At 63.3% G+C, this 12,612-nt stretch carries 9 protein-coding genes; 3 read left to right on the top strand and 6 right to left on the bottom strand.

Going from position 1 to position 12,612, the window contains the following annotated elements:
• Window positions 1–30 precede the first annotated feature (30 nt).
• Complete coding sequence (locus tag JAB6_RS06590; RefSeq protein ID WP_139143304.1) at window positions 31–2,226, bottom strand: prolyl oligopeptidase family protein; 2,196 nt, start codon at window positions 2,224–2,226, stop codon at window positions 31–33.
• 414 nt (window positions 2,227–2,640) lie between these two features.
• Between JAB6_RS06590 and JAB6_RS06595 the strand changes: the two genes are divergently transcribed.
• Window positions 2,641–4,428, top strand: coding sequence for a GGDEF domain-containing protein (locus tag JAB6_RS06595; protein ID WP_070301891.1), 1,788 nt, complete (start codon window positions 2,641–2,643; stop codon window positions 4,426–4,428).
• A gap of 22 nt (window positions 4,429–4,450) precedes the next feature.
• Here the strand turns inward: JAB6_RS06595 and JAB6_RS06600 are convergent, their stop codons facing one another.
• From JAB6_RS06600 to JAB6_RS06620, 5 genes are all read right to left on the bottom strand, one after another.
• A complete protein-coding gene (locus tag JAB6_RS06600) occupies window positions 4,451–4,894 on the bottom strand; it encodes a DUF6386 family protein (RefSeq protein ID WP_070301893.1) in 444 nt (147 codons plus the stop codon).
• A complete protein-coding gene (locus JAB6_RS06605) occupies window positions 4,891–5,367 on the bottom strand; it encodes a DUF4262 domain-containing protein (protein WP_034751089.1) in 477 nt (158 codons plus the stop codon). The genes JAB6_RS06600 and JAB6_RS06605 overlap by 4 nt, the downstream gene beginning before the upstream one ends.
• Before the next feature lie 102 nt (window positions 5,368–5,469).
• The gene (locus JAB6_RS29855; protein ID WP_070301970.1) at window positions 5,470–6,858 is read right to left on the bottom strand and encodes a tetratricopeptide repeat protein; all 1,389 of its coding nucleotides are present in this window, start codon (window positions 6,856–6,858) and stop codon (window positions 5,470–5,472) included.
• A 176-nt stretch (window positions 6,859–7,034) separates the two neighbouring features.
• Complete coding sequence (locus JAB6_RS06615) at window positions 7,035–7,664, bottom strand: PolC-type DNA polymerase III (protein WP_170846245.1); 630 nt, start codon at window positions 7,662–7,664, stop codon at window positions 7,035–7,037.
• A gap of 38 nt (window positions 7,665–7,702) precedes the next feature.
• Window positions 7,703–8,953, bottom strand: a complete 1,251-nt coding sequence (locus JAB6_RS06620; RefSeq protein WP_070301895.1) for an Hsp70 family protein — start codon at window positions 8,951–8,953, stop codon at window positions 7,703–7,705.
• Window positions 8,954–9,132: 179 nt separating this feature from the next.
• Here JAB6_RS06620 and JAB6_RS06625 point away from each other — a divergent pair, with 179 nt between their 5' ends.
• Both JAB6_RS06625 and JAB6_RS06630 read left to right on the top strand, forming a co-directional pair.
• Window positions 9,133–11,193, top strand: a complete 2,061-nt coding sequence (locus JAB6_RS06625) for an Ig-like domain-containing protein (protein ID WP_139143305.1) — start codon at window positions 9,133–9,135, stop codon at window positions 11,191–11,193.
• 238 nt (window positions 11,194–11,431) lie between these two features.
• Window positions 11,432–12,457 carry a LacI family DNA-binding transcriptional regulator gene (locus tag JAB6_RS06630; protein ID WP_070301899.1) on the top strand — a complete coding sequence of 342 codons (1,026 nt, stop codon included), beginning with the start codon at window positions 11,432–11,434 and terminating at the stop codon, window positions 12,455–12,457.
• Window positions 12,458–12,612 lie beyond the last annotated feature (155 nt).

Below are 12,612 nucleotides of genomic sequence, written 5' to 3' on the forward strand. Positions count from 1 at the left end.
CGATGCCGCGCTAATCCGACCTACCGTATTTTACTGCGCAGCCACCTTGGCCGGCTCCGCCACCACCGGCGTCATCTTCAACGAACGGCTGAGGAAGCCCCAACGATCCGCCACTTCTTCGATCTGCTTGGTCGTCGGCTTGCCGGCGCCATGGCCCGCCTTGCTGTCGATGCGGATCAGCACGGGTGCCGCGCCGCCTTGCGCTGCCTGGGCGGCGGCGGCGAACTTGAAGCTGTGGGCAGGCACGACGCGGTCATCGTGGTCGGCCGTCGTGATCATGGTGGCTGGATAGCAGCCGCCCGCCTTCAGGTTGTGCAGTGGCGAGTATTTCACCAGCGCCTTGAACTGTTCGGCGTCGTCCGACGAACCGTAGTCAGGCACCCAGCCCCAGCCCACGGTGAACTTGTGGAAGCGCAACATGTCGAGCACGCCCACTTGCGGGATCGCCGCGGCGAACAGGTCGGGACGCTGCGTCATGGCCGCGCCGACCAGCAGGCCGCCATTGCTGCCGCCGCCGATCGCCAGCTTCGATGGCGAGGTGACCTTGTTGTCCACCAGCCACTGCGCCGCGCCGATAAAGTCGTCGAACACGTTTTGCTTGTTCAGCTTGGTACCAGCCTGGTGCCAGGCTTCGCCGTACTCGCCGCCGCCGCGCAGGTTGGCCATCACGTAGACGCCGCCCATTTCCACCCAGGCCAGATTCGCCACGGAGAAGCTCGGCGTGAGCGAAATATTGAAGCCGCCATAGCCGTACAGATAGGTCGGATTGGAACCGTCGAGCTTCATGCCTTTTTTCGAGACGATGAACATCGGCACCTTGGTACCGTCGCGGCTGGTAAAGAATTGCTGGCGTGTTTCAAAGGCGTTCGGGTCGAAATCGACCTTCGGCTGGCGGTACACCGTGCTCTTGCCCGACTTCATGTCGTAGCGGTAAATGGTCGCTGGCGTCGTGAAGCTGGTAAACGAATAGAACGTTTCCGTGTCGCCACGCTTGCCCGCAAAACCGCCGGCCGAACCGATGCCCGGCAAGGCCACTTCGCGCACCAGCTTGCCGTTCAGGTCGACGATCTTGATTTGCGTTTGCGCATCTTTCAAGTAGTCGAGCACCAGCTGGTTGTTGATCAGGTTGACGGCGACGAGGGTTTCCGCGCTTTGCGGCACGATTTCCTTCCAGTCGGCAGGGGCAGGTTTGCGCGTATCGATGGCGATCACGCGCGATTTTGGCGCCTTGTTGTCCGTCTTGAAGAAGAACACGGGACCGTCATTGTCGATGAACGAGTACGAAGCGTCGAACTCTTCCAGCAAACCGACTACCTTGGCATTCTTCTGGCGCAAGTCTTTATAAAAAACGCGGTTCTTGCGTTCCGTGCCTTGCGTGGCCGTGATGATCAGATAATTGCCGTCGTCGCTGACGGTGCTGCCGCCGAATGCCCATTCCTTCTGATCGGGACGGTCGAAGACGAGCACGTCGTCGCTTTGCGGCGTGCCGATCTTGTGGAAATACAATTTCTGGAAGTAATTGATATCGGCCAGCTTGGTGGCTTCGTTCGGCGCGTCATAACGGCTGTAGAAGAAACCTTTGTTGTCCTTGGTCCACGAGGCGCCCGAGAACTTGGCCCACTTGATGTGGTCCGTCAAATCCTTGCCCGATTCGATGTCGCGCACTTTCCACTCGTTCCAGTCGGAACCGGAGGCGGACGTGGCGTACGCCAGGTACTTGCCGTTCGGGCTGATCGAGGTGCCGGCCAGCGCCACCGTGCCATCCGTCGACAGGGTGTTCGGGTCCAGCAGCAGACGCGGTTCGTCCGTCAGTTTTTTCACCGTGTACAGCACGGCCTGGTTCTGCAAGCCGTCGTTGCGGCTGTAAAAATAGCGGCCGCCCTGCTTCGTTGGCGTAGAGAAACGCTCATAATTCCACAGCTTGGTCAGGCGCTGCTTGATCGCGGCGCGCTCGGGGATGGTGCCCAGGTAAGACTGCGTCAGCTTGTTTTGCGCCGTGACCCACTCGCCCGTTTCCGCGCTGTTGGCGTCTTCCAGCCAACGGTACGGGTCGGCGATGGTGGTGCCGAAATAGCTGTCTTGCTGGTCGACTTTTTTGCTGACCGGATACGTCACGGCAGCGCCGTCGCCGGCCGGGCACGATGGCGTCGCGGCGCTTTGCGCCAGGGCATTGCCACCGAAAGCGGCCATCAAGCTGAATATGAGGGTTGCACTACGTAATTGCATGGGTTGTTGTCTCATTGTTGGATGTCGAGGAAAGCAGGCCGCTCACACACACGCCGCGGCTGCCCATGTTGACTTTCGCCAAGAGAAATCATAGCGCGGATTGCCACTTTTAAAGCACAGTTATCTGATGGATTTGCCGTCTTTTGTTTGGACAATTTACGGGAATCACCATGATAAATCTCGCTTTCGGCGGAATCGGCAAACTGACGTTCATGCGAGAAACGTTATCAAAAGCAAAGTCATTTCATCAAGTTGTCATAAATCTTCTTTACTATCGGCAACATGTTCATGGCCCGTCCAGAGGCCGTGCCGCCACAGCCTCCTATGCACACTCTCGCCCTCCCTACCGCCACCGCCGCGCCGGCCCCCGCGACGCCATCGAATGTGGCTTACCTGAAGCCACCATCGGCAAGCATGACCATCGAAGGGACGGATGCCTTGCACGACATCCTGGCGGGCCGCAAGCTCAGCGCGCTGTTCCAGCCCATCATCCACATGCATAGCGGCGACATCATCGGCTACGAAGGCTTGATACGAGGGCCGTCCGACAGCCCCCTGCACGCGCCGATGAATCTGTTCAAGGTGGCGCGCGCGCATGACCTGACCCTGGAAGTGGAACACCTGTGCCGCCAAGTGGTGCTCGAACGCTTTGCCGAACTGCAACTGCCGGGCAAGCTGTTTCTCAACGTCAGCCCCGAATGCCTGCTGCTGCGCAATGCCCGCCATGGCGAAACCCTCGAATATATCGAGCACATCGGCATCAATCCGGACCGTGTCATCATCGAGCTGACGGAAAACCAGCCCACCTATGATTACGAGCTGATGCGTGAAGCCGTGCTGCATTACCGTAACATGGGTTTCCAGATCGCCATCGACGACCTGGGCGAAGGCTTTTCCAGCCTGCGCCTGTGGTCGGAACTGCGTCCGGAATACGTGAAGATCGACATGCATTTCATCCAGGGCATCAATAATGACCCCGTGAAACTGCAGTTCGTGCGTTCGATCCAGGAAATCGCGGAGAAATCGGGCACCCTGGTGATCGCCGAAGGCATCGAGGCGCAGACGGAATTGCTGGTCCTGCGCGACCTCGGCGTGGCGTTTGGGCAAGGCTATCACCTGGGCCGGCCCAACGCGGTGCCGGCACGGGCCCTGCCGGCCGAAGTGGTGCAGGCGCTGGGGCGCAATGGCGTGGCCGTGTATCCGCAGCGCAGCAGCCTGGAAAAGAATGGCGCCAGCATCCGCAAGCTGCTGCACCGGGTCGCGGCCGTGTCGCCACAGCTCAACAATAACGAGGTGTACGATATTTTCCTGAAGGAACCGAAGCTGATGATCATCCCCGTCGTCGACGACGGCGTGCCGCTGGGCCTGATCAGCCGCTTCGAAATGATCGACCACTTCGCCCGCCCCTACCAGCGCGAACTCTATGGCAAGAAATCATGCAGCCTGTTCATGGATGCCACGCCCCTGATTGCCGACCACGAGACGAGCTTGCAGGAACTCAGCTACACGATGGTGCAGTCCGATGCCCACCACCTGTTCAACGGTTTCATCATCACCGAGCACGGCCGTTACCTGGGCATGGGCACGGGCCACGACCTGATGCGCGAAATCACGCAGATGCAGATCAACGCGGCCCGTTACGCCAACCCGCTGACGCAACTGCCCGGCAACGTACCCATCAACGAGCATATCGACCGTTTATTGCACAGCGGCAGCCGCTTCTGGGTCTGCTATTGCGACCTCGACCACTTCAAGCCCTTCAACGATGTGTACGGCTACCGCAAGGGCGACGACGTGATCCAGCTGACGGGAGAAATCCTCAGCAGCCATTGCGACCCGAACCGCGACTTCATCGGCCACATCGGCGGTGACGATTTCATGATTCTGTTCCAGAGCGAAGACTGGGAAACGCGCTGCCAGGCCATGCTGGACGACTTCGCGGCCGCCATCCTCGCCTACTACAGCACGGGCGACTGCGAACGGGGCGGCTACATCAGCGAAGACCGGCAAGGCAAGAAAGTGTTTTATTCGTTGATCAGCCTGTCGCTGGGCGTCATCAAGGTCGAGGCGCACCAGTACTACACACACCATCAGATCGCCACGCAGGCGGCCGAAGCGAAGAAGCAGGCAAAGAAAATCCACGGCAACAGCCTGTTCCTGGACCGGCGGCAAGGCGCGGCTGTGGCGCGCATGGATGCCTAGCCTGGAGCAATAATACGCAAGATCAAATACGCACGAGATCGACAAACGCATTGCCGCTGCGCGTATCGGACACGAATGCCAGGCTGATGTGCGCGCCATCGCGGCGCGCCTGCACGCGGTAGCTGCCTGCGGGCAGATCCACGAACAGTCCTCCATACGCCGTGTCCGGTTCCAGGCCGCCGCCCGTGACATCTTCCCCCGCGCCGATGAAGACGCGGCCCGAAACGACGGCAAGATGCACGATCACCTGCGGTTCGGCAAGTTCCTCGTGCAAGGTGACTTCATACGCGCCATCGCCGCCCACGTTGAAAAACGCGACTTGCCCCGCATTCACGGCCGCCAGTTCGGCGCTGGGGATGCTCCACCAGTCGCAGTCATCTTCCAGCTTGTGGCGCAAGAGCGCAGGGTCGAACACGCACAGGGTAGCCGTCCCGGTCACAATTTTGACGCACGTGCTTGGCGTCATGTGGCCAGCGGCGCCGGTCCCAGCAGGGGCTGGCTCTCCACATACTGCGCGCTCGCTTGCGCCTGCCACGGGAAGTGGCCATCGCGCGACGGCCAGACGATCTGGTACAAGGTGAAATCATCGCCCTGGTAATACCAGCGCGCATAGCCGACATAGTCGCGGTATTGCTCGACGGGCACGCGCACGAAGGCGCACTGATGGCCTTCCAGCAAGACGTCCGTGGTAGTCGTGAAATCCGTGATGGCGCCGCTGCGCGCGGCGTCCAGCGCCAGGTCGAGTATCCGGTGGGCCATGGAATGGGGCAAGCCCATGATCAGGAATTCAGGCTGGCCGAAGCTGTGGCAAGCGCCTATGGTGAAGGCATAGCCGGGACCTTCTTCATCGGCACCGATATGCACGCCATGCCAGCCATGCGTGGCGATGTCGTCGATGACTTTTTGCTCTGATGCATCCTCGCCTGCCTGCCTTACCATGCTTCACCTTTCACCGTGCCGAAAAACCGTGCCGCCATGGCGACATGCCTGCCGGCAATTATCGCATGCGGCACGCGTCCATGCGCGCACGGCGGCGGCGCTTCAGTCAGGCGGCTGCAGCGGAGGAAAACGCACCTGGTGCCATTGCCGCATGCGCTGCTGCGCCTCTTGCAGCTGTGCCGGCTCCAGCCGGGTGGCAGCCGCTTCCCTGGCCCTGGCCGCCCCGCCATCGCCACCCTCGGCCGCCAGCGCCAGCCACATGTAGCCGCAGACGGGATCCTTTTCCACGCCGCGTCCGCTGTTGTACATGCCGCCCAGGTTGTACTGCGCCAGCGCATGGCCCTGGCCCGCTGCGCGCGCATACCATAGCACGGCCTGGCCATCGTCTTGCTGTACGCCATGGCCGTTCGCATACATGACACCCAGGTTGTTTTGCGCGCTGGCATCGCCTTGATCGGCCGCCGTGCGGTACCAGCGCACGGCGCACACCTCGTCGCGCTCCACGCCCTGGCCATTCGCATACATCACGCCCAGGTTGAACTGCGCATTCGACGCGCCCTGGGCCGCCGCCCGGGCATACCAGTCGAGCGCCAGGCGCAAATCGCGGATGACGCCGCGCCCGCCCGCAAACATGCCGCCCAGATTGTATTGCGCCATGCAATGGCCTTGCAGGGCAGCGCGCCGGTACCAGGCGACGGCGCGCGCCTCGTCCTTGTCCACGCCCTGGCCGCGCGCCAGCATCAGGCCCAGGTTGAACTGGGCGTCGGCGTCGTCCTGCTCGGCCGCCCGCTGCAGCCAGGCATAGGCGCGCAGCTGGTCGGGCGCCACGCCCAGGCCTTCCGCATACGCCACGCCAAGTTGCCGCTGCGCCACGGCCAGCCCCTGTGCCGCGGCCTGGCGGAACCAGGCCAGCGCCTGCGCATCGCTCTGCACCACGCCCTGCCCCCGTTTGTAGACGAGCCCCAGATTCAGCTGTGCCTGCGCATCGCCTTGCAAGGCCGCCTTGCGGAACCACGCCAGGGCCAGCGCATCGTTCTTTTTCGCGCCCAGACCCTGGGCATAGGCTTCGCCCAGCAGAGATTGCGCGCTGGCCACGCCCTGCTCGGAAGCGCGGTAAAACCACGCCAGGGCCAGCTCGTCGCTCTGCAGCACACCGCGTCCCTTGCGGTACATCTGCCCCAGGTTTTGCTGGGCCGAGGCATCGCCCTGGGCGGCGGCGCGGCGAAACCACAGCACGGCGTCGGCATCGCTCTGCGCCACGCCGCGGCCGTGGTAATACATGGCGCCCAGGTGGTTCTGCGCGAACGCCAGCCCTTGCAGCGCTGCCAGGCGTAGCCAGACAAAGGCACGCGCGTCGTCCTGCGCCACGCCTTCGCCCTTCTTGTACATCAATCCCAGGTTGAACTGGGCGTAGGCATTGCCCTGCTCGGCAGCCGTGCGGAACCAGATATACGCCTGGTGGCTATCTCTGGCAGTATGGTCCTTGTCCATGTGCGCCCCCATCCACATCGCGCTTGCCGGCAGCACGCGCAAAACGGCGGCCCAGGGCGGCGAAATCGTGTGTTGCTTAAATTTTAAATTCGCTGCGGGGGAAGGACTTGAGCAGGCTCAATAGAAATAATAAAATTATATCGTTTTGATGAGCCCGCTTAGAGGGGAAACGGCGCTCAGCGGCGCGATGGATGCTTTTGCAGGAATTGCGGCACCTTGGCGGCGGCCAGCTTGTTCAGCGACACGAGCAAGTCGGCGTCGACATCGGCGATGCCATAGCTGCTGCGCAAATGGCGGCCGATATGGATCAGCACTTGCGCCGCCACTTCCGCATCGGACTCGGCCCTGTGGGCGGCGCTCTTGAAGGCGATGCCCAGCTGGCTCGACAACAAGCCCAGCTTGTAGCTGGCCATGCCGGGAAACACGCGGCGCGACAGTTTCAAGGAACACACGAGCGACTGGTGCGCCGGTGTCAGGTTCAGCCTGGCGCTTTCCGCGCGCAGGAATTTTTCATCGAAGCTGGCATTGTGCGCCGACAAGGCATCGCTGCCGATGAAATCCAGCAATTGCGGCACCACTTCGGCCACGGGCGGCGCCTTGTCGACCATCGCCTGCGTGATGCCCGTCAAGCCCGTGATGAACGAGGGAATGCGCGCATTGCAGTTGATCAGGGTCACGTAGCGGTCCGTGATCCGCCCGCCCTCGATGCGCAGCGCCGCCACTTCCGTGATGCGGTCGCCCATGTCGGGCGACAATCCGGTCGTCTCGAAGTCGATCATGACGATCGGTTTGTCAAACACATTCATGAAGTCAGGCTCTTTCTGCGATGCTGCGGTGGACCAGCTTAGCCGAACTTGCGTACGGCGTCCAGCGCAAGACCTGCGCCGATACTGCCGAACAAATCGCCTTCGACCTTGCGCGCGGCCGGCACCAGGGCCGCGATCTTTTCGCGCAGCAGGCGCACGCCGCTCGATCCGCCCGTGAAGAAGACGGTGTCGACGGCTTCCGGCGCCACACCCGCGTCGCGCAGCAGACGCAGCACGGTGTCTTCCACGGAACCGCACAGGTGGCCGATGGCTTCGTCGAACTGCGTACGTTTGAGCAACAGGCTTTGCGCGGGCGACAAACGGTCCAGCTCCAGCTGCACTTCGGCCGCGTCGGACAGGGCGATCTTGCCCTCTTCCACTTTCATGGCAAGCCAGTGGCCGGCGCGCTCGTCGATCAGCTTTTGCAGACGACCCATCTTGTCTTGCTCGCGCGCATCGCGGCACACGTCGGCCAGTTGTACCCAGATCTTCTTCGTGTACGCCAGATTGATCGTGTGCCACGTCGCCAGGTTGAAATAATAGCTGGACGGCACTTCGCTATTATTGTTCAGACGGCTGCCATAGCCGAGCAGAGGCATGACGGACGACAGGCTCAGGTATTTATCGAAATCCGTGCCGCCGATGTGCACGCCGCCCGTGGCGAGGATGTCGTCACGGCGCTCGGCCTTTTTCGCCCGTTCCGGCGACAAGCGGACCAGTGAAAAGTCGGACGTACCGCCGCCGATGTCGGCGATCAGCACCAGCTCTTCCTTGGCTATCTGCGACTCGTAGTCAAACGCTGCGGCAATCGGCTCGAACTGGAAGGCGACATCCTTGAAGCCGACGGAGCGCGCCACTTCGGCCAGGGTGTCCTGCGCCAGCTGGTCCGCTTGCGCATTGTCGTCGATAAAGAAGACGGGACGGCCGAACACGGCGGACGAGAATTCGCGGCCGGCGGACTGCTCGGCGCGGCGTTTCACTTCGCCAATGAATTGTGCGAGCAACATACGGAACGGCAAGGCGCGGCCGCCGACTTCCGTCTGGCCATCGATGAGGCTCGTGCCCAGCAGGCTTTTCAGCGAGCGCATCAAGCGTCCTTCGTAACCAGCCAGATAGCCGGCCAGCGCCGCGCGGCCAAAACTGACTTCCTCGTCTTCCGCATTGAAGAAGACGACGGACGGTAAGGTCGTCTTGCCATCTTCCAAGCCGAGCATGGTGCTCTGCCCTGGACGTGCCCAGCCTACCGTGGAATTTGACGTGCCGAAATCGACGCCGCAAGCATTGGCCATGTCGACCCTTCCCTGAATAAAGGGGCGTTATGTTATCAGAAGGCAGGCTTTTGCACCAGCAAAACCCGTCCGACGGGCTCAACAGCATAAGCTTGCTTTGCATCAAGTACCAGCCGCACGCAAAAGATACTCTTGGGAAATTAACGCCGAGCAACTCGGCCAGCTCCCGGAGACCCATCGTGCCCCATGCTCCCCTGCGCCACCTGCCAGCAGCTGTGCTGGCCGCCTTCCTCTTTTCCCTTGCCGGCTGCGGCGGCGGTTCGGCCGACACCCAGATCGGCGCCGGTTGCGGGCTGCACAGCACGGCAGGCTGCGGCGGCAGTCCGCCGCCCGTCGTCAATCCGCCCGTGACGCCTCCGGTGACGCCGCCCGTGATTCCGCCCGTCACGCCGCCCGAACCGGCCACCTTGGCCAGCGCTGTCAACCTCGTGTTTTCCAGCACGGAACTGGCCTCGGCGGGCATGGCCGGCGGCGAGGTAGCCGTCACGGCCCTCGTCAAGGATGGCGCCAACCTCGCCTTGCCCAACGCGAAGATTTCCTTTGCCGCCGATTCCGGCATCCTCGGCAGCGTCGACGCCGTGACGGACAAGAATGGCCAGGCGCGCGCCCTGCTGGGAACGGGAGGCGCCAACAGCAACCGCAGCATTACCGTGACAGCCAATGTGGGCGCCCGCAGCGGCAAAGGCACGGTGGCCGTCACAGGCAGCACCGTGCAGCTGCTGGGGCCGGCCACCCTGATGCTGGGCCAGGGCGCCGACCTCACCGTCACCGTGCGCGACTCGGCGCGCAAACCCGTGGCCGGCGCCGCCATCGCTTACAGCACGGGCACCGGCAACGGCGTACGTGTCAAGGATGGCGGCGCGGCGCTCAGCAATGCGCAAGGCCAGCTGGTGCTGCGCCTGACGGCAAGCAGCCTGGGCAGGGACGCCGTGTCCGTCAATGCGCTGGGCGCCGCCGCCACGCAAGCGTATGCCGTGGCCGGCAGCGACCTGCGCCTGAGCCCGGCCGTGGGCCAGGATGCCAGCGGCGCGGACGTGCTGGCGGAAGTGGCCACCCTGGCATGCCAGCCCATCGACACGCGCTACGACAAGGCGGGCGTGGCGCAGTCCGGCAGCGCCAGCCTGTCGAGCTCGCGCGGCAACCTGTTTGCGGACAGCGCCTGCAGCCAGGCCTTGCCCGCCAGCTTGATGTTCAGCAATGGCAACTTGCCGCGCAGCTATGTGCAATCGACCAACGCGGGCGTGGCGACCATCACGGCGGCCGTGGCGGGCGGCCCCTCGGCGCAGACGCGGCTGGAATTCGTCGCGCCATTGAGCCCTGCCAGCAAGCTGGCTGTGCAAGCGGATCCGGCCGTGCTGCGCGCCAACACGGCGGCATCGGCCGACAACGCCAACACCAGTATGAGCACCATCAGCGCCGTGGTGCGCGATGGCGCGGCCAACAACCTGGTCAAGAACGCGCCCGTGCTGTTTACCATCTTGAGCGACCCCAGCGGCGGCTACCTGCGGCAAGCGGGCCGCGTACTGACGGGCAGCGACGGCCTGGCGCGCGCCGAGTACGTGGCGGGACCGGCCGACAGCGGCCGCGATGGCGTGCTGATCCAGGCCCGCATCGAGGGCGCTGCGCAAGCGGCGGCCACGGCTCTCGTGCGGCTGACGGTGGCGCGGCAAGCGCTGTCGGTCAAGCTGGGCACGGGCAGCCTGCTGCGCGAGTATTCGGCCAGCGTGCTGCAAAAGGACTTTGCCGTGTTCGTATCCGACAGCGCCGGCAACGCCGTGCCCGGCGTCGCCATCACGGCCGCCGCCTGGCCCAGCCGCTATGCCAAGGGATACTATGTGTGGCAAGCGGACAAGCCCGAGTTCCCCGACACGGGCGTCTGGCGCCTGGCCCTGCCCCATTACAGCTGTGCCAACGAGGACGTCTTGCGCAATGGTATTTTTGACGCCGCCTACGATGGCAACGGCAATGGCGTGCTCGATCCGGGCATTCCCCTGACCGTCAGCGCAAGCGGCCTGAGCGACGCGCTGGGCATGGCCACCGTCACCATCAGCTATCCGCGCAACTTTGCTTTCTGGGTGCATGTCGCCTTGACCGTGCGGGGCACGGTGAGCGGCACGGAAGCGAGCGCCACGGCGGACTTGCCCTTACCCACCCTGGCCAGCGATTTCAGCGCCCGCCGCGTGGAGCCGCCGGGACGCCTCAGCCCCTATGGTAGCGGCCCCTGCGACAGTCCCGATTGAGGAGCAGGCATACCACTTGCCATTAAATCAAATTATTTGCAACATGGACAAGAAAACAGTCTTGCCACATGGAAATATTTTCGCTATGCTCATTTTTCCCGCCCAGGCCGCCACAAGCGGCCGGGCCTGCAGGAATACTTTGAGACAGGTTGCTTGCCAGACCATTATGCGAAAAAAGAATACTGTAGCCCGGACACCCAGCACCACCACCCGCCCCGTATCCGGCGCCGGACGGCGCGTGACCTCGTATGACGTGGCCCTGCTGGCCGGCGTGTCGCAATCGGCCGTGTCGCGCTGCTTCAAGCCGGGCGCCAGCGTCTCGCCAGCCACCCACGCCAAGGTCATGCAGGCGGCCATCAGCCTCGACTACATCCCCAACGCGGCCGCCCGCAGCCTGATCACGCGGCGCTCGAACCTGGTGGCCGTCATCATTTCCAACCTGGCCAATCTGTACTATCCGCAAGTATTGTCCGACCTGAGCCAGCAAATTGCCCGCCAGGGCAAGCGTCTCCTGTTGTTTACCCTGGAGCGCGAAGCGGACATCGGCAAGGTCTTGTGCGACGTGTGGCAATACCAGGTCGATGGCGCCATCGTGGCCGCCTGCCTGTCGGACGAACAGATGGCCGAATTCGGCCGGCGCGAGGTGCCGCTGGTGCTGTTCAACCGCAGTCCGCGCGAGCACGCCGTGCACGCCGTGCTGTGCGACCAGGGCGAAGCGGCGCGCCTGCTCGTGTCGCGCCTGGCCGAGGCGGGCCACCGCCAGTTCGCCATCATCGACGGTCCCGGCGACTCGGCCGTCGCACAGGAACGCAAGGCCGGCATGCTCGACCGTTTGCTGACCCTGGGCTTGCCCGCACCCATCGTCGTCAGCGGCAACTACGATTACGCCAGCGGCGGACGCGGCTTGCGCAAGGTCATCGACCGCCTGGGCCGCGTGCCGGACGCCGTCATTTGCGGCAACGACATCATGGCCATCGGCTGCCTGGACACGGCGCGCCACCAGATGGGCATCGAGGTGCCGCTGCAGATGTCGGTGGCCGGGTTCGACGCGCTGGAAGCATCAGGCTGGCTCAGCTACGACATCACCACCCTGCGCCAGCCCGTGCAAAAGATGGCCACCGACGCCGTCGCCATGCTGGGCGAACTGATGGAGCGGCGCGGCGGCATCGCCGAGCGGCGCCGCTATTGCTCGTATCTGGTCGAGGGAAGTACGGCGAGGCTGACTGGAGCACAGCCATATTTCGGCATGATGGCCGCCGCCTGAAAAACGCCCGTGGCGTTGTTGCCTGCCCCTCGCCGTACTATTCGTACTGTCTTCGGGGCCGCGCCTAGCCACAGGCGTTTTTCAGACGCTCGCACTTCTCTGCCAAAAACCTTGCACATAAAAAAACCTCGCATTGCTGCGAGGTTTTTCATTTC

The organism is Janthinobacterium sp. HH104, assembly GCF_001758715.1.
Taxonomy (GTDB): domain Bacteria; phylum Pseudomonadota; class Gammaproteobacteria; order Burkholderiales; family Burkholderiaceae_D; genus Janthinobacterium; species Janthinobacterium aestuarii.

Bases quoted from the DNA above. Each gene is read 5' to 3' on its own strand.
- JAB6_RS06590 (WP_139143304.1), bottom strand. From the start codon at position 2,226: ATGCAATTACGTAGTGCAACCCTCATATTCAGCTTGATGGCCGCTTTC.
- JAB6_RS06595 (WP_070301891.1), top strand. From the start codon at position 2,641: ATGACCATCGAAGGGACGGATGCCTTGCACGACATCCTGGCGGGCCGC.
- JAB6_RS06600 (WP_070301893.1), bottom strand. From the start codon at position 4,894: ATGACGCCAAGCACGTGCGTCAAAATTGTGACCGGGACGGCTACCCTG.
- JAB6_RS06605 (WP_034751089.1), bottom strand. From the start codon at position 5,367: ATGGTAAGGCAGGCAGGCGAGGATGCATCAGAGCAAAAAGTCATCGAC.
- JAB6_RS29855 (WP_070301970.1), bottom strand. From the start codon at position 6,858: ATGGACAAGGACCATACTGCCAGAGATAGCCACCAGGCGTATATCTGG.
- JAB6_RS06615 (WP_170846245.1), bottom strand. From the start codon at position 7,664: ATGAATGTGTTTGACAAACCGATCGTCATGATCGACTTCGAGACGACC.
- JAB6_RS06620 (WP_070301895.1), bottom strand. From the start codon at position 8,953: ATGGCCAATGCTTGCGGCGTCGATTTCGGCACGTCAAATTCCACGGTA.